Annotated in this window: 17 protein-coding genes and 2 tRNA genes; 2 read left to right on the forward strand and 17 right to left on the reverse strand. The window is 56.6% G+C overall.

Annotation, left to right across the window (positions count from 1 at the left end):
* Window positions 1–154 precede the first annotated feature (154 nt).
* From QZ170_RS07085 to murD, 15 genes are all read right to left on the reverse strand, one after another.
* Window positions 155–712 (reverse strand): RNA polymerase sigma factor, encoded by a 558-nt coding sequence (locus QZ170_RS07085; protein WP_297179173.1) that lies wholly within the window; start codon window positions 710–712, stop codon window positions 155–157.
* A gap of 358 nt (window positions 713–1,070) precedes the next feature.
* On the reverse strand, window positions 1,071–5,432 hold the full coding sequence (gene rpoC / locus QZ170_RS07090; protein ID WP_297179176.1) for a DNA-directed RNA polymerase subunit beta': 4,362 nt from the start codon (window positions 5,430–5,432) through the stop codon (window positions 1,071–1,073).
* A gap of 162 nt (window positions 5,433–5,594) precedes the next feature.
* Window positions 5,595–9,407: a DNA-directed RNA polymerase subunit beta gene (rpoB, locus tag QZ170_RS07095; protein WP_297179179.1), complete on the reverse strand. Its 3,813-nt coding sequence runs from the start codon at window positions 9,405–9,407 to the stop codon at window positions 5,595–5,597.
* A 123-nt stretch (window positions 9,408–9,530) separates the two neighbouring features.
* Window positions 9,531–9,899, reverse strand: coding sequence for a 50S ribosomal protein L7/L12 (rplL, locus tag QZ170_RS07100; protein ID WP_297179182.1), 369 nt, complete (start codon window positions 9,897–9,899; stop codon window positions 9,531–9,533).
* Window positions 9,900–9,948: 49 nt separating this feature from the next.
* Entirely contained in the window at window positions 9,949–10,470 is a 522-nt protein-coding gene (gene rplJ, locus QZ170_RS07105) for a 50S ribosomal protein L10 (protein ID WP_297179185.1), read from the reverse strand.
* Window positions 10,471–10,484: 14 nt separating this feature from the next.
* Window positions 10,485–11,180, reverse strand: a complete 696-nt coding sequence (rplA, locus tag QZ170_RS07110) for a 50S ribosomal protein L1 (protein WP_297179188.1) — start codon at window positions 11,178–11,180, stop codon at window positions 10,485–10,487.
* A gap of 14 nt (window positions 11,181–11,194) precedes the next feature.
* A complete protein-coding gene (rplK, locus tag QZ170_RS07115) occupies window positions 11,195–11,635 on the reverse strand; it encodes a 50S ribosomal protein L11 (protein ID WP_005468463.1) in 441 nt (146 codons plus the stop codon).
* Window positions 11,636–11,699: 64 nt separating this feature from the next.
* Window positions 11,700–12,251: a transcription termination/antitermination protein NusG gene (gene nusG / locus QZ170_RS07120; RefSeq protein WP_297179194.1), complete on the reverse strand. Its 552-nt coding sequence runs from the start codon at window positions 12,249–12,251 to the stop codon at window positions 11,700–11,702.
* Window positions 12,252–12,304: 53 nt separating this feature from the next.
* Complete coding sequence (gene secE / locus QZ170_RS07125; protein ID WP_297179196.1) at window positions 12,305–12,514, reverse strand: preprotein translocase subunit SecE; 210 nt, start codon at window positions 12,512–12,514, stop codon at window positions 12,305–12,307.
* A gap of 19 nt (window positions 12,515–12,533) precedes the next feature.
* Window positions 12,534–12,606 (reverse strand) — tRNA-Trp (locus tag QZ170_RS07130).
* A gap of 52 nt (window positions 12,607–12,658) precedes the next feature.
* Window positions 12,659–13,846 (reverse strand): elongation factor Tu, encoded by a 1,188-nt coding sequence (gene tuf / locus QZ170_RS07135; RefSeq protein WP_297179200.1) that lies wholly within the window; start codon window positions 13,844–13,846, stop codon window positions 12,659–12,661.
* Window positions 13,847–13,909: 63 nt separating this feature from the next.
* A tRNA-Thr gene (locus QZ170_RS07140) sits at window positions 13,910–13,981 on the reverse strand.
* Between the two features lie 313 nt (window positions 13,982–14,294).
* A complete protein-coding gene (gene murG, locus QZ170_RS07145; protein WP_297179203.1) occupies window positions 14,295–15,392 on the reverse strand; it encodes an undecaprenyldiphospho-muramoylpentapeptide beta-N-acetylglucosaminyltransferase in 1,098 nt (365 codons plus the stop codon).
* A gap of 7 nt (window positions 15,393–15,399) precedes the next feature.
* A complete protein-coding gene (locus QZ170_RS07150) occupies window positions 15,400–16,659 on the reverse strand; it encodes an FtsW/RodA/SpoVE family cell cycle protein (RefSeq protein ID WP_297179205.1) in 1,260 nt (419 codons plus the stop codon).
* Window positions 16,652–18,028 carry a UDP-N-acetylmuramoyl-L-alanine--D-glutamate ligase gene (gene murD, locus QZ170_RS07155; RefSeq protein WP_297179207.1) on the reverse strand — a complete coding sequence of 459 codons (1,377 nt, stop codon included), beginning with the start codon at window positions 18,026–18,028 and terminating at the stop codon, window positions 16,652–16,654. The genes QZ170_RS07150 and murD overlap by 8 nt, the downstream gene beginning before the upstream one ends.
* Before the next feature lie 519 nt (window positions 18,029–18,547).
* Here murD and QZ170_RS07160 point away from each other — a divergent pair.
* Together QZ170_RS07160 and QZ170_RS07165 are read left to right on the forward strand one after the other, a co-directional pair.
* Window positions 18,548–19,066: a hypothetical protein gene (locus tag QZ170_RS07160; protein WP_297179210.1), complete on the forward strand. Its 519-nt coding sequence runs from the start codon at window positions 18,548–18,550 to the stop codon at window positions 19,064–19,066.
* Between the two features lie 392 nt (window positions 19,067–19,458).
* Entirely contained in the window at window positions 19,459–19,971 is a 513-nt protein-coding gene (locus QZ170_RS07165) for a hypothetical protein (RefSeq protein ID WP_297179213.1), read from the forward strand.
* Window positions 19,972–20,135: 164 nt separating this feature from the next.
* On the opposite strand, the gene QZ170_RS07170 is transcribed toward QZ170_RS07165, so the two are convergent.
* Together QZ170_RS07170 and QZ170_RS07175 are read right to left on the reverse strand one after the other, a co-directional pair.
* The gene (locus tag QZ170_RS07170; protein ID WP_297179215.1) at window positions 20,136–21,179 is read right to left on the reverse strand and encodes an NAD(P)-dependent alcohol dehydrogenase; all 1,044 of its coding nucleotides are present in this window, start codon (window positions 21,177–21,179) and stop codon (window positions 20,136–20,138) included.
* 310 nt (window positions 21,180–21,489) lie between these two features.
* Complete coding sequence (locus QZ170_RS07175) at window positions 21,490–22,434, reverse strand: hypothetical protein (protein WP_297179217.1); 945 nt, start codon at window positions 22,432–22,434, stop codon at window positions 21,490–21,492.
* Window positions 22,435–23,236: the final 802 nt, after the last annotated feature.

Genomic DNA, 23,236 nt, shown 5'->3' on the forward strand with positions numbered 1-23,236 from the left:
GGGCACAAGGGACGGGATAGGGGCGACTTGGTCGGCCTGCGACTCACGGGCTATCGCCTCTAGGACAGAGTGCTCGATGGCGTCGAAGGTGCCTTCGGGCACGGTGTAGGGCATACGACGGGGGAGCTTGTCCAGATCTAGTTCTTCCATACTCCTAGTCATTCTCGTTGAGGTACTTCATTATTCTCTCTTTGGCCAAGTGATAGTTGGCCTTGGCACTGCTGGGGCTACTCCCGATCACTCGGGCGATCTCATCATAGCTCATATCCTCGTAGTAGCGGAGGTTAAAGGCCAGCTGCTGCTTCTGCGGGAGCCTTAGGATGGCTTGCTGTAGGCGGAGGAGGATCTCCTCCTCGCTGACCGCACGGGCAGTCGCACTGCTGGGGTCGAGGGGCTGCTGGCTGGGAAGGAGGTCCTCCAGCGCTGTCATCGGCTCCCTACGCCGATCGAGGCATCGGAGGGCTTCGCCTGTAGCGATGGTGTACAGCCAGCTACGAAGGCTTGCCTCACGATCCCGCTTGGCGAGGGCACGGTAGACACGGATCCAAGTCTCTTGGCTAGCGTCTTGGGCGTCCTCATGCACGACGACGAGCCGGCGGATATGCCAGTAGATACGTTCGTTGTAGGACTGCATCAGCAGGAGGAACCCCTGATCCAGCGACTCCTCCAGTGCCTGAGTCAGCGCTTCGTCTGTTAGTTGCAGTCTACTCATTTGTTCTCGTTTTATCGATCTCTATACTCCTAAGACCGAGCAAAGAGGCCAAAGTCAAATGAAAAGAGAAAAGTTTTACCCCCTTAGGAGGCGGTGAGCAGTGAAGGTGCCCCACCCCATTACACAAAAGACGTCCCCCGCCCACGCTACAGAGTCGTAGCGTGGGCGGGGGACGTCCTGTATCTACCCCGAAGGGGGAGGGAGGCTTAGTAGAGAAAATCGGAGTTCCCGATTTGTCTCTACTAAGCCTTCCCTATCAGTCTCCCAATCACTGGGACAAAAGGGGAGAAAGGAAAAGCCCCACCCCAAGGCGTCATCTGACGCCTTGGGGTGGGGCTTTTATTGGATGTAAGCGGGCTTAGCCGGCTACACTGAGGCTGTCGGTAGCTTCGTCGTCGAAGGAGGCCGAGGCGGCGAGCGCCTTCTCGTGCTCACTCTTGGGCATGACTACGAGGCGCTTGTACTCACGCAGACCTGTACCAGCTGGGATCAGGTGACCACAGATGACATTCTCCTTGAGTCCCTCGAGGGTATCGACCTTACCATTGATGGCGGCATCGTTGAGCACCTTCGTGGTCTCCTGGAAGGAGGCGGCGGACATGAAGCTCTTCGTCTGTAGGGCTGCACGTGTAATCCCCTGGAGGATCTGGCGAGCTGTCGCAGGCTTGGCTTCGCGTACCTCTACGGTGCGGAGGTCACGGCGCTTGAGGGAGCTATTCTCATCACGGAGCTTACGCAGTGTGACGATCTGCCCTGGGCTGAGCGTATCGGAGTCGCCAGCGTCGGTGACCACGACCTTGCCCCACAGGCGGTCGTTCTCCTCCATGACCTCAAGCTTATCGACGACCTGCTGCTCGAGGAAGAGCGTATCCCCTGGATCGAGGATCTCTACCTTGCGCATCATCTGGCGTACGATGACCTCGAAGTGCTTATCGTTGATCTTCACACCCTGTAGGCGGTAGACGTCCTGTACTTCGTTCACGATGTACTCCTGGACAGCCGTGGGCCCCTTGATCTCTAGGATGTCCGTAGGCGTGATCGCACCATCGGAGAGAGGCATACCCGCATAGACGGAGTCACCCTCCTGGACGAGGATCTGCTTGGAGGTGGGGACGAGGTACTTACGTTCGGCACCGAGCTTGGTCGTGACGATGACCTCACGGTTACCGCGCTTGAGGCTCTTACCGAAGGAGACTACCCCATCGACCTCTGCTACGACAGCAGGATTGGAAGGGTTACGAGCCTCGAAGAGCTCGGTCACACGAGGAAGCCCCCCCGTGATGTCACCCGCCTTGCTCATGGAGCGAGGGATCTTGGCGAGGGTTTCCCCGACCTTGATGTCCTTGTGGTTGTCCTGCACGATGTGAGCACCGAGCGGGAGGTTGTAGTTACGGATGATATTGCCGTTCTCATCCTCGATGTGGATACCTGGGACGAGGTTACGGTCCTTGGACTCGATGATGATCATCTCCTTGAGACCAGAGGCTTCATCCGACTCGACACGGTAGGTAGAGCCCTCGATGAGGTTATCGAAGACGACCTTACCCGAGGCTTCGGAGATGATGAGGGCGTTGAAGGGGTCGAACTCGAAGAGTGTTTCCCCCTTCTTGACCTCCTGCCCTTCGTCGAAGAAGAGCTTAGCCCCATAGGGTACCTTGACGGAGCGAAGGACGATCTTGGTGTTCTTGTCAGAGATCTTGAGCTCAGTCATTCGGCTGACGACGATCTTCTGCGTAGCCTCGCCATCCTGTCCTGCGACCTCGGCGACACGAAGGTCATCGAAGGTCACGACACCATCGTACTTGGCAGCGACGCTATTGCGGGTAGCGACGTTCGAAGCAACCCCCCCGACGTGGAACGTACGGAGCGTAAGCTGCGTACCCGGCTCCCCGATGGACTGAGCGGCGATGACACCGACGACCTCACCCTTCTGGACGAGGATGTTGGTAGCGAGGTTACGACCATAGCACTTGGCGCAGACGCCCTTCTTGGACTCGCAGGTGAGCACCGAGCGGATCTCGACCTGCTCGATAGGCGAAGCCTGGATGAGCTCGGCAGCAGCCTCGCGGATCTCTTCGCCGGCACGGACGATGACCTCACCCGTAGAGGGGTGGATGATGTCGTGGACAGAGACACGTCCGAGGATGCGCTCATAGAGGGTAGCGACGACTTCGTCATCGTTGTCCTCCTTGGTGAGTTCGGTAGCGACGAGACCACGGAGTGTACCACAGTCCTCCTCGGTCACGATCACGTCCTGAGAGACGTCTACGAGACGACGGGTGAGGTACCCTGCGTCGGCAGTCTTCAGAGCGGTATCGGCAAGCCCCTTACGAGCACCGTGGGTAGAGATGAAGTACTCGAGCACGGAGAGCCCTTCCTTGAAGTTGGAGAGAATTGGGTTCTCGATGATCTGTCCCCCTTCGCTCCCGCTCTTCTGAGGCTTGGCCATCAGACCACGGATACCGGAGAGCTGACGGATCTGTTCCTTCGAACCACGAGCCCCAGAGTCCATCATCATGAAGACGGAGTTGAAGCCCTGATTGTCTTCGCTCAGGTGCTTCATCAGGATACCGGTGAGCTGGCTATTGACATGCGTCCAGGTGTCGATGATCTGATTGTAGCGTTCGTTGTTCGTAATGAACCCACCGCTATAGTTCATCATGATCTCATCGACAGCCTCGTACCCTTCGGCGATCAGCTTAGCCTTCTCCTCTGGGATGATGACGTCACCGAGGTTGAAGGACAGCCCGCCCTTGAAGGCCATGTAGTACCCGAGGTTCTTGATGTCGTCGAGGAACTGTGCCGTCGTAGCCACACCGCTGATCTTGATCACACGACCGATGATGTCACGGAGGGACTTCTTACCGAGGACTTCGTTCACGTAGCCGACTTCCTTGGGCACGTATTCATTGACGAGGAGGCGCCCCATCGAGGTATCGACCATGTGACGGATGGGCTCGCCATCCTTCATGTCGTCCACATAAACCTTAATTGGAGCGTGGAGGTCAATCTTACCTTCGTTGTAGGCAATGGTAGCCTCTTCTACACCATAGAAGGTATAGCCACTCCCCTTAGCCCCGGGGCGGAGCTTGGTGATATAGTAGAGCCCGAGCACCATGTCCTGAGAGGGGACGGTAATCGGCGCACCATTGGCAGGGTTGAGGATGTTGTGCGAGGCGAGCATGAGCATCTGTGCCTCGAGGATAGCTTCGTTGCCGAGGGGGAGGTGGACAGCCATCTGGTCACCATCGAAGTCAGCGTTGAAGGCCGTACAAGATAGCGGATGGAGCTGGATAGCCTTACCCTCGATCATCTTTGGCTGGAAGGCCTGGATACCGAGTCGGTGTAGGGTAGGAGCACGGTTCAGGAGCACGGGGTGTCCCTTCATCACATGCTCGAGGATGTCCCAGACGACGGGATCCTTGCGGTCGACGACCTTCTTGGCGCTCTTGACGGTCTTGACGATACCGCGCTCGATGAGCTTACGGATGATAAAGGGCTTGTAGAGCTCAGCTGCCATGTACTTAGGCAGACCGCACTCGTGCATCTTCAGCTCTGGGCCTACGACGATGACGGAGCGGGCGGAGTAGTCTACACGCTTCCCGAGGAGGTTCTGACGGAAGCGTCCCTGCTTCCCCTTCAGGCTATCCGAGAGGGACTTGAGCGGGCGGTTGTTGTCCGAGCGTACGGCGCTAGACTTGCGGGAGTTGTCGAAGAGCGAGTCGACGGCCTCCTGGAGCATGCGCTTCTCGTTGCGAAGGATGACCTCGGGCGCCTTGATCTCGATCATGCGCTTGAGGCGGTTGTTACGGATGATCACACGACGATAGAGGTCGTTGAGGTCAGACGTAGCGAAGCGGCCACCATCCAGAGGGACGAGTGGGCGCAGATCGGGTGGGATGACGGGGAGGACCTTCATGATCATCCACTCGGGGCGGTTGATGTCCTTGGAGGCACGGAAGCTCTCTACGACCTGTAGGCGCTTGAGGGCTTCGTTCTTGCGCTGCTGTGAGCCATCGGTGCTGGCCTTGTGACGGAGCTCGTAGGAGAGAGCGTCGAGGTCAAGGCGAGCGAGCATATCATAGATCGCCTCTGCCCCAGTCTTGCAGATGAACTTCTCGGGGTCGGTATCCTCGAGCTGTGCGTTACCTGGGTATTCCTGATCAAGGTAATCGAGGTAGTCAAGGTACTGCTCCTCGGTGAAGACGGGGTTGGGGTCCTTCTCTAGGGACTTGGCCGCGGACTCCTTGATGAGGTCTTCGTTGATACGAGCAGCGAGTACCCCAGGTTGAATGAGGACATAGCGCTCATAGTAGATAATGGACTCGAGCTTCTTGGTGGAAAGACCAAGGAGGTAGCCCATCTTGTTCGGTAGCGAACGGAAGTACCAGACGTGGGCAATGGGCACCTCGAGCTTGATGTGTCCCATGCGCTCACGACGCACTTTCTTCTCCGTGACCTCCACACCACATCGGTCGCAGACGATGCCCCGATAGCGGATACGCTTGTACTTACCGCAGTGGCACTCGAAGTCCTTCACAGGACCGAAGATGCGCTCGCAGAAGAGCCCATCACGCTCGGGCTTGTAGGTACGGTAGTTGACGGTCTCGGGCTTGAGCACCTCACCGCTTGAGTTCTCTAAGATCTCCTCTGGGGAGGCCAGAGAAATCCGAATCTGGGAGAAATTACTCTTTATCTTGTTGTCTTTCTTGAAAGCCATAATCAAGCTGGGGGAATGAATCGTTATCTCTCGGTTCTAGGGCACCTATCGGGGGGAACCAGCTAGAGAGGGGAGAAATGAGTATTATCAGTAGCCCTACCCCACCCTGTCCCCTCGGAGCGTCTCCGTGGAGGACAGGGTAAGTAGAGCCCATTCGGAATCTTAGTCAAGCGAGAAGCTTAGGCCCAGCCCCTTGAGTTCGTTCAGCAGCACGTTGAGCGACTCAGGGATGCCTGGCGTAGGCATTGGGTCTCCCTTCACGATCGCTTCGTAGGCCTTGGAGCGTCCGTGGACGTCGTCAGACTTGATCGTGAGGATCTCCTGTAGGATATGTGACGCGCCGAAGGCCTCGAGAGCCCAGACTTCCATCTCCCCGAAGCGCTGACCACCATGCTGTGCCTTACCGCCGAGAGGCTGCTGCGTGATCAGAGAGTACGGGCCGATAGAGCGTGCGTGCATCTTGTCATCGACCATGTGACCGAGCTTGAGGAAGTAGGTGACCCCCACCGTAGCAGGCTGGTCAAACTGCTCACCCGTACCACCGTCGAAGAGGTAGGTCTTACCGTTGCGAGGAAGCCCTGCCTTGTCCGTCCATTCGTTCATATCATCGAGGGAAGCCCCGTCAAAGATAGGAGTAGCGAACTTGCAGTCCAGACGTCGGCCAGCCCAAGCAAGGACAGCCTCGAAGATCTGACCGAGGTTCATTCGCGAAGGCACCCCTAGAGGGTTCAGACAGAGGTCTACAGGCGTACCGTCGGCGAGGAAAGGCATATCCTCCTGGCGGACAACCTTAGAGACAATACCCTTATTACCGTGGCGACCGGCCATCTTGTCCCCTACCTGGATCTTACGCTTCTTGGCGATGTAGACCTTGGCCATCTGGATGATACCAGAGGGGAGCTCGTCTCCCATCGTCTCATCAAGCTTACGACGACGGAGCTCGGAGTCGTACTCCTTCGACTTCTTCAGGTAGTTGGCGATGATCTCGGTGATGAGCTTGTCGGTATGTTCGTTGCCCGTCCAGCCCGAGTAGGTAATCTCGTTGTAGTTGAGAGCCTCTAGCTCGGTGCGGGTGAACTTCGTGCCCTTGCGGATCTTCTCTACGCCGAGGAAGTCCTTGACGCTGTTCTTACATGTCTTGCCGGAGCAAAGCTTGAAGAGGCGATCGATGAAGCGATCACGAAGCTCAGCCTGCCGACGTTCGCCCTTCTCGTCAAGCTGGGCGACAGCTTCCTTGAGCTCGGTACGGTTCTTCTTCGGAGCCTTGGAGTAGAGCTTGGTATCGATGACGACCCCACGGAGCGAAGGGGTAGCCTTGAGCGAGGCATCCTTGACGTCCCCAGCCTTATCGCCGAAGATAGCACGAAGGAGCTTCTCTTCTGGAGTAGGATCGGACTCACCCTTTGGCGTGATCTTACCGATCAGGATATCGCCTGGGTTCACACGAGCCCCGATACGGATGATACCATTCTCGTCGAGGTTCTTCGTTGCATCCTCCCCGACGTTCGGGATGTCGCTCGTGAGCTCTTCCATACCACGCTTCGTCTCACGCACCTCCAGCGTATACTCGTCTACGTGGACTGAGGTGAAGAAGTCTTCGCGGACAAGGCGCTCGTTGAGCACAATAGCATCCTCATAGTTGTATCCCTTCCAAGGCATGTAAGCCACCTGGACGTTACGCCCCAGGGCGAGCTCACCAGCCTGTGTGGAATACCCTTCGGTGAGGATATCCCCAGCCTCGACACGCTGCCCCTTGAAACAGATGGGGCGCAGGTCGATCGTAGTGCTCTGGTTTGTCTTGCGGAACTTGGGGAGGTTGTAGGTCGTGATGGGATCCTCGAAGCTAACGAAGACCTCATCCTCGGTACGATCATAGCGGATCTTAATGCAGGTCGCATCGACGAAGACAACTTCACCGGTACGCTCAGCTACGATCTGCGTACGAGAGTCACGCACCAGCTGACCCTCAATACCCGTACCTACGATAGGAGCTTCGGGGCGAAGGAGGGGAACAGCCTGACGCATCATGTTCGATCCCATGAGGGCACGGTTAGCGTCATCGTGCTCGAGGAATGGGATCAGAGAGGCTGCGATGGAAGCGATCTGTGTAGGAGCAACGTCCATGAGCTGTACCTCGCTAGGAGATACAACGGGGAAGTCGGCTTCCTTACGAGCCTTGACCGCATCACGGATGAAGCGTCCATCGTCATCTAGCGGGGCATTCCCCTGAGCGACGACGAGCTCTTCTTCCTCCTCTGCGGTATAGTATTGTAGTCCTTCCTCGGAGAAGTCCACACGGCCATCCTTCACCAGACGATAAGGAGTAGCGATGAAGCCAAGGCTATTGATCTTGGCATAGACACAGAGGGAGGAGATCAGACCGATGTTTGGTCCTTCAGGCGTCTCAATAGGACAGAGACGGCCATAGTGGGTATAGTGTACGTCTCGCACCTCGAAGCCAGCACGCTCACGGGACAGACCGCCAGGGCCGAGAGCGGAGAGACGACGCTTGTGGGTAATCTCAGCCAGGGGGTTCGTCTGGTCCATGAACTGTGAGAGGGCATTGGTCCCAAAGAAGGAGTTCACGACCGAGGAGAGGGCCTTGGCATTGATCAGATCCGTGGGCACGAAGACCTCGTTGTCACGGACGTTCATACGCTCACGTACCGTACGAGCCATACGGGCTAGCCCTACGCCAAACTGGTTGTAGAGCTGCTCCCCGACGGTACGGACACGGCGGTTGGAGAGGTGGTCGATGTCGTCCACGACCTCCTTGGAGTTCACGAGCCCGACGAGGTACTTGATGATCGCCACGATGTCCTCATTGGTCAGGACGCGGATATCGGGGTCGATGTCCAGGCCGAGCTTCTTATTGATCCGGTAGCGTCCTACCTCACCGAGGTCATAGCGCTTATCAGAGAAGAAGAGGTTGGTCAGCACCTCACGAGCATTTGCCTCATCCGCAGGGTCAGCATTACGGAGCTGACGGTAGATGTAGTAGAGGGCATCGTGCTCCGAGTTGCAGGGGTCTTTCTGTAGGGTATTGAAGATCAGGGTGTAGTCCAGGGACTCCTCCGTCTTCTCCTTGTGCAGGAGGATCGTCTTGTTGCTGGACTCTAGGATCAGGTCGATATTGTCCTCGGTGATCTCGGCCTCGCGCTCGACGAGCACAGAGATACGCTCCATGGATACCACCTCGCCCGTGTCCTCATCACTGAGGTCATCGATATAGGTCTTGGTCACACGTCCGGCTAGACGGCGACCGATATTCTTCTCTAGGTTGGCACGGGTGACCTTGATCTCCTCGGATAGGTCAAAGAGGTCAAGGATCTGCTTATCCGACTCGAAGCCGATGGCACGCAGGAGGGTAGTGACGGGGAGCTTCTTCTTACGATCGATGTAGGCATACATGACATTGTTGATGTCAGTAGCGAACTCGATCCAGGAGCCCTTGAAGGGGATGATACGTGCCGAGTAGAGCTGAGAGCCGTTGGTGTGTGTACTCGTCCCAAAGAACACCCCAGGCGAGCGGTGGAGCTGCGAGACGACCACACGCTCCGCCCCATTGATGACGAACGTACCCGACTCGGTCATGTAGGGGATATAGCCGAGGAAGACATCCTGCACCACGGTGCTGAAGTCTTCATGGTCGGGATCCGTACATGAGAGCTTGAGCTTAGCCTTCAGGGGGACACTATAGGTCAGACCCCGGCTGAAGCATTCCTCTATGGTATACTTGGGAGGATCGACATAGTAGTCGAGGAACTCGAGGACGAAGTTGTTCCGGGTATCTGCTATGGGGAAGTTCTCATTGAATACACGGTAGAGACCCTCCGAACGACGAGACTCCGTAGCAGTGTCGAGCTGGAAGAAATCGCGGAAGGACTTCAGCTGTACCTCTAGGAAGTCCGGGAAGTCCAGCGGGTTCTTGATCGAAGCGAAGTTGATCCTCCGTGGTTGTGGATTGGCGGCCATCTATTTTATTGCTTGAGGTGATAAGGGGACGGGTTCGTTGTGTTTAGACACGAAATGGTTAAGACCCCCCTCGTCGGGGGATCTTAACCATAAACACCTGATTACAGGCGTTATAGTGGAAGTTTACTTAAGTTCAACTTCGGCGCCAGCTTCCTCAAGAGCCTTCTTGAGAGCCTCAGCAGTAGCCTTGTCTACACCTTCCTTGACGGGTGCAGGAGCAGCGTCTACGATGTCCTTTGCTTCCTTCAGACCCAGACCGCAGTGTTCCTTGACAGCCTTGACGACCTGAAGCTTAGCCGCACCGGGGCTCTTGAGGATGACATCGAAGGAGGTCTTTTCCTCTTCCTGAGCACCTTCAGCGGGGCCTGCTACGACAACAGCTGCAGCTGCTGGTTCGATTCCGTACTCATCCTTGAGGATAGCTGCGAGTTCGCTTACTTCCTTTACCGTCAGGTTTACAAGCTGTTCGGCAATTGCTTTGATATCTGCCATGTCGATTGATTATTTCGTTTGTTGTTGTTCTTGTTTTCTACTAGGGGCTTTACTCTGCAGGGGCATCTGCTACGGCTGCTTCCTTCTCGGCATCCTTGTTCTCCAGGGCGGAGAGGACGTTGCGGATAGGAGACTGCAGCAGTGCGACGACGTCTGCGATGAGCTCTTCCTTGCTCTTGATAGCTACGAGCTCTGCGAGCTGGTCTGCGCCATAGAAGCCCGTCTCTGCGTAGGCGGCCTTTAGGCGAAGCTTAGACTCTTCCTTCTTGTCCTTGGCGAAGTCCTTGATGATCTTCGCTGGGGCGTTAGCGACCGTGGTGAACATGACCGCGGTATTGCCCTTGAGCGCTGAGTACAGCGTAGCGAAGTCTACCTCTGCCTCGGAGAGAGCCTTTCTCAGGAGCGTATTCTTAGCTACGACGAGCTTGATACCGCCCTTGTTGCAAGCACGACGGAGCTGAGCCGTCTTGGCTGCATCGAGGCCCTCGATGTTGGTCAGGTAGAAGTGTGGGTATTCGCTGAGGAAGCCCTTGAGCTGCTCGACTACGACTCCTTTATTTTCCTTTCTCATGATTTCTTCCTTGATTATTCTTCTACTGACTTAGGATCGATCTTGATACTTGGGCTCATAGTGCTGGAGAGGTAGATGCTCTTGACATAAGTCCCCTTGGCCGCGGTGGGCTTGAGACGAATGAGCGTAGAGATGATCTCGTGCGCATTGTCGTAGATCTGTTCGGGGGTGAAGGAGACCTTACCGATCGAGGTATGTACGATACCCGTCTTATCGACCTTGAAGTCGATCTTACCCGACTTAACCTCCTTGACCGCTGCAGCGACATCGTTGGTCACCGTACCGCTCTTGGGGTTAGGCATCAGACCACGAGGACCGAGGACGCGCCCTAGAGCACCGATCTTACCCATGATAGCAGGCATCGTGATGATCACATCGATCTCAGTCCAGCCACCACGGATCTTCTCGATATATTCGTCTAGTCCGACATAGTCAGCGCCAGCAGCCTGAGCTTCGGCTTCCTTGTCGGGAGTACAGAGTGCAAGCACGCGTACCTGCTTACCCGTCCCGTGAGGGAGAGTAACGACACCACGGACCATTTGATTTGCCTTGCGAGGATCGACACCGAGGCGGACATCCACGTCTACAGAGGCGTCGAACTTCGTATCGGTAATCTCCTTGACGAGAGCTGCTGCTTCCTTGAGTGAATACGTCTTCCCGGGCTCGAGCTTGCTAAAAGCGATCTTCTGCTTTTTCGTAAGTTTACTCATCTTTGCTTGATGTATTAGTTACCGGGGAATTCGCCCTTTACTGTGATACCCATGCTGCGTGCCGTACCAGCCACGATCTTCATCGCAGCTTCGACAGTGAAGCAGTTGAGGTCTACGATCTTGTCCTGTGCAATCGCGCGAACCTGATCCCACGTTAGCTCAGCCACCTTGTTACGGTTGGGCTGGGCGGAGCCACTCTTGAGCTTGGCTACCTCCTTGAGCTGTACGGCTACGGGGGGGGTCTTAACGATGAAATCAAAAGACTTATCAGCGTAGTAGGTGATCACCACTGGGAGCACCTTACCAGCCTGGTCTTGAGTCCTGGCGTTGAATTGCTTGCAAAACTCCATTATATTGATCCCCTTAGCACCCAGTGCGGGCCCTACGGGAGGTGAGGGGTTTGCTGCCCCACCCTTAATTTGCAATTTTAGTTGTCCAGCAACTTCCTTAGCCATTGTCTTGAATCTTGAGTGTTACACACTTACATAATGCAGTAAAAGAATAGTCTGCGTAACCAGCCTATTCCTTGACCACCTGCGAATAACTGAGTTCCAACGGCGTCTTGCGTCCGAACATCTTGACCATCACCCGGAGCTTCTGCTTCTCGGGAGTTACCTCCTCCACAGAGGCCTCGTAGTTAGCGAACGCACCATCGATGATACGTACGACATCACCCACGAAGAGCTCTAGGTCATAGATACCCTCAGAGTCTGCCATCTGGTCTGCTCGACCTAGGATGCGCTCGACCTCTGAGTGCTTGAGGGGCTCGGGCTCTCCCCCTCGCTTGCCACCGAGGAAGCCGATCACGTTCGGTAGGTTGCGCAGCGTGTGTGCTACGTCGCCCACGAGGACGGCCTCCACCAGCACGTAGCCAGGGAGATAGGGACGCTCCTTGATGACCTTCTTGCCAGCACGCTGAGTAACGATCTTCTCCGTGGGGATGATGACCCGAGAGACATACTGACCGAGGCTAGAGTTCCGCATCTCGGCCTCTAGCTGCTCACGCACCTTCTCCTCCTTGCCACTGACGGCGCGGAGCACATAGAATCTCTTTTCTGCTACTTCAGTCATAATGGTTATTCTTCACCAAGGGGGGAGGGACGAGGACGCTACGGGCATCCAGCCTAGGCACCTGCGATATAACGATACACAGTGCTCAGGCTGAGCTCAAAGGTCTTGTCCATAACGAGCACGACTGCGGCGATGATAAGGGAAGCAATCAACACCACCACAGCACTATTGGTGAGCTCTGAGCGCGTAGGCCAGCTCACCTTCTGTGTTAGCTCGGTGTATGAGTCGCGGCAAGCGACTCTTACTTTATTGAGGAAACTCATTATCGTTCTTTTTCTCTTGCACGGGTTGAGAGACTCGAACTCCCGACACCTGGTTTTGGAGACCAGTGCTCTACCAACTGAGCTAAACCCGTAGACTAGATGGGTGAGGCAACGCGTATTGCCTCACCCATCTGAGGTATGTGATTAGTCGAGGATCTCGGTGATCTGACCCGAACCAACCGTACGGCCACCTTCACGGATAGCGAAGCGAAGACCTACGTTGCAGGCTACTGGGTAGATGAGTTCGACCGTGATCTCTACGTTGTCACCAGGCATCACCATTTCTACGCCTTCGGGCAGAGTGATCTCACCCGTTACGTCGAGCGTACGGATATAGAACTGGGGGCGATACTTGTTGTGGAATGGAGTGTGACGACCACCTTCTTCCTTCTTCAGGACGTAGACAGAAGCCTTGAAGCGAGAGTGAGGCTTTACCTGACCGGGCTTAGCGATCACCATACCACGCTTGATCTCGTTCTTGTCGATACCACGCAGGAGCAGACCGACGTTGTCACCAGCCTGACCTTCGTCGAGGATCTTACGGAACATTTCTACACCCGTGACGACAGACTTGAGGTTCTCAGCACCGAGACCGATGATCTGTACTTCATCACCCGTGTGGATGACACCCGTCTCGATACGACCGGTAGCCACCGTACCACGACCCGTGATAGAGAAGACGTCTTCGACAGGCATGAGGAAGGGCTTATCGATGTCACGTGGAGGCAGGGGGATCCAGGTATCTACAGCGTCCATCAGCTCCATGACCTTTTCTTCCCACTGGGGCTCACCGTTGAGCGCACCAAGGGCAGAACCACGGATCACAGGCGTGTTGTCGCCATCGAAGTCGTAGCTAGAGAGGAGCTCACGCATGTCCATTTCGACGAGCTCGAGCATCTCTTCGTCATCTACCATGTCGCACTTGTTCATGAAGATAACGAGACGGGGGACGTTCACCTGGCGAGCCAGTAGGACGTGCTCACGAGTCTGGGGCATAGGACCATCCGTAGCAGCTACTACGATGATAGCACCGTCCATCTGAGCAGCACCCGTGACCATGTTCTTCACATAGTCAGCGTGCCCTGGGCAGTCCACGTGAGCATAGTGACGGTTAGCCGTCTCATACTCTACGTGAGAGGTATTGATCGTGATCCCACGTTCCTTTTCTTCAGGAGCATTGTCGATCGAGTCGAACGAACGGAGCTCAGAGAGACCCTTCTTAGCAAGCACCGTCGTGATTGCTGCGGTAAGGGTCGTCTTACCGTGGTCAACGTGACCGATCGTACCAATATTTACGTGTGGTTTCGATCTGTTAAATGTTTCTTTAGCCATAACTAAAATCTATCTATTCTTAAGAAAATATTCTGCGTTGCCTTACGTCGACTCTGACCTGTGAGCCGATGCCGGGACTTGAACCCGGGACCTCTTCCTTACCAAGGAAGTGCTCTACCGCTGAGCTACATTGGCTTGTCATCTTACGTAGTGAGAGAAGACGCCTCTTCTCCACATGTTCGCCTGTGAATCAAGTGGTACACAGACTAATTCGGGTGCAAATATACGGACTTTTCCGAATTCTCCAAAACTTCTCCTCGATTATTCTTCGCTTCTCCCCCCTATTTCGGGCTTATTTCCCTCCCAATTGCCCCGAAGTGGCGGGGGCATCAGGGGCAGGGGGACGACACCGAAGTCACTGTATCACAGCTACTCTATATGCCGCACAGCCTCACCAAAGAGCCCCATGGAGTCCCATAGAGCCCCGAGGTGAGGCTCGAGGGGGTATCTAGGGGACTAGAGACTCTATCTCATCGACGATCCGGTCGGCAGCCGATGGTAGAGCCAGCCGAAGGATCTCCTCGGAGAGTGCTCGGCGGGCAGGTTCGTCCGCTACCAGCGCTAGGGCTCGGGGCGTCAGGTCTCGCCGAGCATCGGCGTCGGGGATGAGGATAGCTGCGCCACGGAGTGAGAGCGCTAGGGCATTCTTCGTCTGGTGATCCTCGGCCACATTGGGCGAGGGGACGAGGATCGTCGGCTTGCCGAGTAGGCAGAGCTCCGAGATCGCACTAGCACCTGCCCGAGAGATCACGACGTCGGCTAGTCCATAGGCTAGATCCATCCGCTGGATGAAGGCATCGCTCCAGTGAGGGAAGGAGTGGCCTGCGCAGAGTTCCTTGGCACGGGTGGCAAAGGCGACCCCGGTCTGCCAGAGTAGAGCTACCCCCGAGGCCTCCCAGTCCTGGAGACGTGAGCCGATCGCCTCATTGATCGTCCGTGCCCCTAGGCTCCCCCCGACGACGAGCACGACCTGCTTCGTATCGGCGGGGAGACCGAAGTAGGCTAAGGCCTCCTCCCGATCCACCCGGAGACGCTCGATCATGGGACGAATGGGATTGCCCGTCAGGACGATCTTGTCCTTGGGGAAGAAGCGCTCCATCTCGGGATAGGCGACACAGATACGTGTCGCCCTACGCGCGAGGAACTTATTGGTGATCCCTGCATAGGAGTTCTGCTCCTGGATCAGGGTCGGGATCCCGAGGCTCTGGGCGGCCTTGAGGGTCGGAGCACTCGCATAGCCCCCTACCCCGACGACGACCTGCGGGCGAAACTCCCGGAGGATATCCCGTGCCGTGACCAATGCACGGAGGAAGTCTCGGATGACCCCGACGTTGCGCCAGAGCCTATGCCTATCCAGCCCCCGTATCTTCAGCCCTCGTATCTGGAAGCCTGCCTGAGGGACACGCTGCATCTCCATCCGCCCCTCGGCTCCGATGAAGAGGATCTCTACCCCGGGGTAACGCTGCTTCAGCGCCTCGGCGATGGAGATGGCGGGGAAGATATGACCACCGGTACCCCCTCCACTGATGATGACTCTCTGTACCATAGATATGCTATTTATTGTGTGTAGGATCCTCCCCCTCGGAGGGCACCGTGGCCTCCGTAGGCTTGAGGCGCTTGTCCTTGTCCACTCGGCTAGCCCCGATCATGATCCCGAAGGACATACTCACGGCGATGATCGAGGAGCCTCCGTAGCTCAGCAGCGGTAGGGTCTGCCCCGTACTGATGACCCCCGAGGCGACGATCATATTGACGATCGCCTGCATGGGATAGAGGATACCGAAGCCCCGGAGGAGGTTGCTCCTATAGGTATTTGTCTGCTTCCTCGCCTCCCTCAGGGCTAGATACATCCAGCAGAGGTAGAGGCCAGGGATGAGAAGCAAGCCGAGGAAGCTGTACTCCTCGATGATGATAGCGTAGAGGTAGTCCGAGTAGGCCATAGCCAGCGTATCTCGGATCTTACTCTTGCCTGGGCCATGCGGGGTCTGTCCACGAGCGATAGCGATACGCCCCATCTGCTCCTGGCGGTTCTCGTCCGTGATCCGAAAGCGTTCCTCGGGGGTGCTCACCGCCCGCTCCAGGCGGTTGCGCCACGTCGTGGCTCTCCCCGGCAGCAGGCTGTCGGGGAGAGTGAAGAGTGCCAAGACGAAGAGCAGCCCGAGACCTAGCCCGAGTCCAGCAAAGCGGAGCAGGGCTCGCCGAGGAGCCTTCAGCACCCAGGAGTAGACAAAGAGGAAGGAGAGTAGGATCAGCCCCGTGGAGAGATTACCCAGACTCAGGACGAGACAGAGCACCCCAAAGAAAATCCAGTAGATATAGAAGAGGAGGACCCTCTGCGACTCTGTCTTGCGACGAGAATAAGCCCACTGAGCCGTGAGCGCCCCGAAGAGTACGAGGAGCACGCGCACGAACTCCGAGGGCTGGATCGTGATAAAGCCGAGGTCGATCCACCGCTCAGCCCCATTGCGAGAGACCCCTGCGAATAGGAGCCAACCCGTCAGGACAAGAACCACAAAGAGGAGCAACCAAGGCACCTGTACCCTATAGTACTTCGCAGGGAGGGAGCTCATGACGATAGCCGTACAGACCCCCATGAAGAGCATCACCCAGTGCTTGGCGATCGGGTTGAACCCTCCCGAGGAGAGACTCTTGTAGAAGTCCGAGCTGATCGCACTCGAGACGGTGAAGATCGAGAGAATGATGAACGTGAAGTACAGTACCCACAGCAAGCCATTCCCATCGAAGACCCGCTGGTACCACCGACGCTCCCCTCCGGGGGGAGTGGCCTCTCGTGCTGGCGGAGTACTAATCATGCTGGCTCTCCTGGATCAGACGCTGTACGATCTCACGGAAGCAGTTCCCTCGGTGGATGTAGCTCTTGAAGAGGTCAAAGCTCGCACACGCTGGAGAGAGGAGGACGGTATCGCCCGGCTGAGCCATCGCACGGGCATGCTCTATCGCCTCCTCCATAGAGAGAGCCGAGGCGATGTGCTCGACCTTGCCATGGAAGGCTTGGTAGAGCTTCAGCACGTCCGTCGTCAGGAAGATGAGTCCACGTGCCCCCGAGACGATCTGCTCCGTGATGTCGAGGTAGTCGTTCCCCTTGTCCTCTCCTCCTAGGATGAGCACATAGGGCGTGGTCATCGTGCGTAGGGCATAGTAGGTAGAGCTGATGTTGGTGGCCTTGGAGTCGTTGATGTAGCGTACCCCATCGAGCACCCCGACCTTCTCTAGTCGGTGGGGTACGTTCACGAAGTCCCTTAGGGCACGGGTGAGCACCTCGGGGGAGACCCCGATATGTAGGGCTGCGATCGAGGCAGCCATCGCATTCTGTAGGTTGTGTGGCCCCTGTAGGGCGAGCTGATCGATGGGGATCTCGAAGTGCTTGCCATCGAAGTGCAGACGCATCACATTGTCATCTGAGCGGTCGGCCGCCGAGCCCACCTGCGGGTAGGTCAGGAAGGGCAGACACTTCATCGGCATCGGCTGGTGCATCATCACGTAGCGAGAGATGTACTCATCCTCGCCCCAGTAGATGAAGGCATCCTTCTTCGTCTGGTTCTGTAGGATACGCATCTTGGCACAAGCATACTCCTCGAAGTCATAGTGATAGCGATCCAGATGGTCGGGCGTGATATTCATCAGCAGGGCGATATGCACCCGGAAGCGGTGCATGTCGTCGAGCTGGAAGCTACTTAGCTCTACGACGAAGTACTCGGGCTGATCCTCGCTGATCACCTGACGGGCTAGGCTAAAGCCGACGTTCCCCGCGAGTCCCACTCGGATACCTGCCTCGGAGAGGATATGGTGTATCCACATCGTCGTCGTGGTCTTGCCATTGCTCCCCGTGATGCCGATGACCTTGCTCCTGAGGTAGCGACCTGCCAGCTCGATCTCGGAGAGGACGGGTATCCCTCGCTCCCGGATGGCCTGCATGATCGGGGCCTTCTCGGGGATGCCGGGGCTCTTGACGACCTCGGTAGCTCGTAGGATGACCTCTGGGGTATGTGCCCCCTCTTCGTAGGGGATCCCATGTTCCTCGAGCTCCGACTTGTACTTCTCTGCTATCCGACCATAGTCTGATACGAAGACGGGGATCCCTCTACTCTGGTAGAGCAGAGCGGCACCCACGCCACTCTCGCCTGCCCCTAGGACCACCGCCCTACTATTCTCTTCTGTCATAGTGCCTATATTCATCTTTGTCTCGCCTTGACCCGAGTTATTGGGTACTGTAACAAGGCTTTTGGGCTACAATTTTCGGTAAAAATACGCACTTCTCCAAACACCACCCTCCCACATCCCCGACACCCTAGGACAGACGCATGAGATCACTAGAGGCCAAGGGCTAAAGTCGTCGGGAGGTAGACACCTCTGGAGAGCGATATATGCACCCTAGCTGTAGACATACCAAGCATATACCTACTGCCCAAGGGGGGGTACAGTGTACACGTGTGTATACCATTGTGTACACGCGTGTACACTGTTGTATACACGCGTGTACACAACACCGCTCTCGGTATGTCCCCCGTAGGGCTCTCTCCTAGGTCTATTTCTCGGGGCTAGTACCTAGTCACGAGAGACTACGGCTAAGATACGTTCCTCTATATGAGGCACGTTATATGATATACCTCCTCCGTATATTATATAGGGTATAGCTCTGGGCGGAGGGGAGCCTTCGCAAACAAACAAGATCAAGAGAATATGAAGAAGCTTATCCTCCTCGCACTCCCTCTTGCCATCACTAGCCTCATAGCCTGTGGCTCGGGACAGAGCGGGAGCGCAAGTACCGACAGCACTGCTACCGACAGCACCGCCACGGCAGGAGTCGTCACCACGGACTCAATCGTCCCCTACCGCTTGGCAGAGAACTACTTCGCCACGAGCGATAGCCTACCCACCGTCATCACCTCGGCTAAGGAGCAAGAGAAGTACCTCGGCATGGCGACCTCTATGGGGAACACCCCCACGACGATTGACTGGTCTCGGGAGTTCGTGATTCCTATTGTCCTCCCCTCGACCGATTCCTCCATGGAGATTATCCCCGTCTCCCTCGTCCGAAACACCTCTGGGGGGCTAACCCTCTCTTATCGACTTAAGCATGGTATCAGCCACCATGGATCCGAGATGCGCCCCTTCGTGGCGATCATCGTCTCACGGGACTATCTAGCCCCAGTAACCCTCCAGCAGGAAGAGGGGATCATGATCGAGTGCGAGGGATAACCCGAGCCAGCCACGCTCGTAGCAAAAGAACTCCACTAATACGATAGCCACCGACATCACTCCCTACCCTGAGGGTGTCTCGGTATGTCCTCCGTAGGGCTCTCTCGGATGTCTGTCACTGGGGGCTAAGGCCTACGTACTCCAGAGATACCGCTAAGGATCTCCTAGGTAGGCTATGAGGGGAGGGCAGACTCATCGGCACCTCTGCCCTACTCCCCTCACCACGTCCTCGCTCTGGGCAAGAATGCCCCTCCGCCTCCCCCGAGGAAGACACCCCCCAATGGATACACTCCCCTATCGGACATACGTTAGGTACGTATAATCCCTCCATTATCACGGGGATCCCCTCAGCGGAGCCCCTCATACTCCACTACAAACTAGAATAAGAGCATATGAAGAAACTAATCCTCCTTCCCCTCCTCTGTGCCGCGCTCGTAGCCTGTGGCTCGGGACAGAGCGGGAGCACGAGTACTGACAGCACTGCCAGCGATAGCACCGCCACGACAGGAGTCGTCACCACGGACTCGATCGTCCCCTACCGCTTGGCAGAGAACTACTTCGCCACGAGCGATAACCTACCCTCTACCCTCACCACGGCTGAGGAGCTAGGGAAGTACCTCGGCATGGCGACCTCCATGGAGCATACCCCCACGACCATCGACTGGTCTCGGGAGTTCGTAATCCCTATTGCCCTTCCCCCCACCGGTACCGAAACGGAGATTATCCCCGTATCCCTCATCCGAAACTCCTCTGGGGGACTGACCCTCACCTATCGAATCAGGGAAGGCTTCAGCCTCCATGGAGCCAAGATGCGCCCCTTCGTGGCGCTCATCGTCTCACGGGACTACCTAGCTCCAGTAACCCTCCAGCAGGAGGAGGGAGTCATCATCGCGTGCGAGGGCTAGAGCGAGCCAGCGACGCCCCGACCACAGAGCTTCACGAAAAAGAGAGCCACCAACTTCACTCCCTTCCCTGAGGGAGCGATGTCGGTGGCTACTCATTATTATATATAGGACGGAGCGAAGGCTCCCCCCCTTTGCCCCAAGGGGCTAGCGAGGGATTGGCTTAGCTAGAGCTCCTCCATCGAGAGGACGAAGCGATAGCGTACATCGCCTCGCTCCAGACGCTCCAGCGCCTCATTGACCCTGCTGATCGGCAGCACCTCGCCCTCGGCGACGATACCATGCTCGTAGCAGAAGTTCAGCATCTCCTGTGTCTCGGCGATCCCCCCGATATTAGAGCCTGATAGGCTACGACGTCCCCGCACGATGGAGTAGGCTGCCACCTGTAGAGGTTCGGCTGGGAGCCCCACGACGACCATACTCCCATCGTGGCGCAGGAGCCCGAGATAGCCATTGACGTCGTGCCCAGCAGAGACGGTGTCGAGGATCAGGTCCAGACGGCCACGCAGACCCTTCATCGCCTCGCTGTCGCTGGAGAGGACCGCATGGTCAGCACCGAGGCGATGGGCATCCTCCACCTTGGAGGGCGAGGTCGTGAAGACGGTTACCTCCGCACCCATAGCCTTGGCGATGCGTACAGCTAGGTGTCCCAGACCTCCTATCCCGAGGATACCCACATGCGTCCCTGGGCCTGCCTGCCAGTGTCTCAGGGGGGAGTAGACCGTGATCCCAGCACAGAGCAGGGGAGCTGCCATAGGTAGATCGTCGAAGGAGGGCATGTGCAGTACATACCTATCCTCACAGACATAGCTCCGAGAGAAGCCCCCGAAGGTCTGGCCTCCGGAGATCCGATCCCGCCCATTGAAGGAGAAGGTCACCCCCTCGTCACAGAACTGCTCCAGCCCGTGCTCGCAGGCATCACACTGCCCACAGCTCCCGACGATACAGCCTACACCGACCAGTTCGCCTACCTCGAAGCCCCGAACCTCAGCTCCCAGAGCCGTCACCCGCCCGAGGATCTCATGCCCAGGCACAAGGGGGAAGAGGGGCTCACCGAAGTCCCCCCGCAGGGTATGCAGATCGGAGTGGCAGATACCACAGTAGAGGATATCGAACGCTATATCATTGGGGCGTAGCTCCCGTCGGGGGATCGTCAGGGGCACCAGAGGGGCATTCACGGCCTGAGTGCCATAGGCCTTTACTTGCTTCATATTCTTCGTTTGTTTGTAGGGTTTCTTTTGTGGCAAAGGTATCCATTCTCTCTTGCACACCGAGCTGCCTCCCACCACACAGAGCGATAGCAGTCTAGCCCTATCCGCCCTTACTCCTCCTTCATCCCGCTCCATGTGCTCAAGTCTCCCCTACTCCCCGCCTCGCCTCCCTCGCCCCGGTACGAGGTCGGGGGTACCCCACCGACACAGCAGCGCCGTGACCAGCCCTAGGGCTTCGGTCACGGCGCTGACGGAGTCCACTCCCGGGGATATGGGGTGGGGCTCTGAGACGTCCGATGGGACGTAGGTACTACCGCTTAGCGTAGGTGTAGGAGTAGGTCTCTGAGCTAGGGGAATAGCTCTTCCCGTCAGAGGTCGTATGGGTGATCGAGGCCTTACGAGGGTTGCCCTTCGCATCAGGATCGCTATAGGTATAGGTATGGATGTCCGCAGGCTCAGCTACCCCACGGAGGGAGACTTGGCTCGTGACCTTGGTGAAGTTCCCCCGCGCGTCATACTCGTTGACCGTTGTATGGTGCTCCTGCTCGATGTACTTCCCGGTGAAGTTCCCCTGATTATCCTCTTCCCGCTTCCACTGGCTGAAGCCCCGATGCAGCAGGCGTCCCTGGGCATCGTAGCGAGACTCGTAGCTAAAGCTTTTGATGTCGGGGGCATCGGCTTTGTAGCAGTCCTCGATCTCCAGGCCATTCTCATAGCGATACTTCTTGGTGAGGGTGAGCCCCGAGGCACCGAATTTGTTATCGGTAAAGACCTTTGCTTCCTTCTTGCGGTCGCCCTCCCAGGTGTACTCGACATGACCTGCTAGTTCGGATCTCTTGGTGGCAAGGTCTACAGAGTAGCTTTCCTCCAGCACCAGCTTTCGCCCTTGGTAGGTGTAGACCACCTTGTTACTGAGCACAGGAGTCGTCCCCCCGTTCAGCGTGTAGCCCTGCTCCTCACGGAGCAGTCCGTCCTTATAGACGAAGACCTTGTGGAAGTCTTTCTCTACCACCTTCTTTGTCGTAGCATCGTAGCCGAGGGGATGCTCCTTGATTACCTTGCCCTCGACATTGTAGGTGTATCGGATACCCCCTGTGGGAGTGCCCTGGTCGTCTAGCTTGATGATCTCCTTTGTCTGGATGTACTCTCCCGAGGGGGTCGGGGTCGGTGGGGTGGGCGCTGGAGTCTTGCCTCTACAGCTGGCGAGTCCTGCGATAGTGAATAGCCCGAGGAGGGCTAGATGGATCTTCTTCATAGTGTTCCTTTGTATCTATTATTATTGGATCGTCCCCCACGCAGTGCCTAGAGCCGGGTGAGGGAGAGAGGAAGGTTGAGGCCCCAGCCGTGCCCTTGGCCTAGGTGGGGTAGTGAGAGGCTCAGCGGGGAGAATGACTCACTCCCGAGGCTCTGTAGTACGGGGTCGGTGGGCAAGCGAGAAGAAAAGATCGTGAAGTATGCTCACCCAAGCCCACTTTCTGTCAAAAACTACCCGAAAGATACAAATAATTGTAACAACCCACCCTCGCCCTCACGCACAGCGTTGGGTACAGCCCACCCCTAGGGCTTACCCCCACGGGGCAGTAGCGAACTCGCATCCCCCACCAGAAAGCAATCGCCCCCATGAGATCCGAGACCTCATGAGGGCGACGATGACCAACCCGGGGATCCCCTTGAGTCAGTCCACACACCTGTCTTGTACTGCGGGTGACGATGTCGTCACGATGAACTTCGTCGTCTATAGCCTACTTGCCCCGCGAACGAGGCATGACAGGGAGAATAATAAAAGAATCCCTAACCTATATAACCATAGAACGACCGAAGTCTCTCCCTGTCCTGCTCCATTAAGACAAACAAGGAGGAAAATAGTTTAACCTTCGGTTACAATTATTTTTACCCTTAGTGCTCTCGCCCCTGTGCTCCTCTCGTCCCAAGGGGATAAAAAAGGTGAGTCCTACCACTCTCCCGAGCAGTAGGACTCTACATACTTAACTGTTAAAATGAATGGTGGGCCCAATAGGATTCGAACCTATGACCCCCTGCTTGTAAGGCAGGTGCTC

The organism is uncultured Porphyromonas sp. (assembly GCF_905372525.1).
Classification (GTDB): Bacteria; Bacteroidota; Bacteroidia; order Bacteroidales; family Porphyromonadaceae; genus Porphyromonas.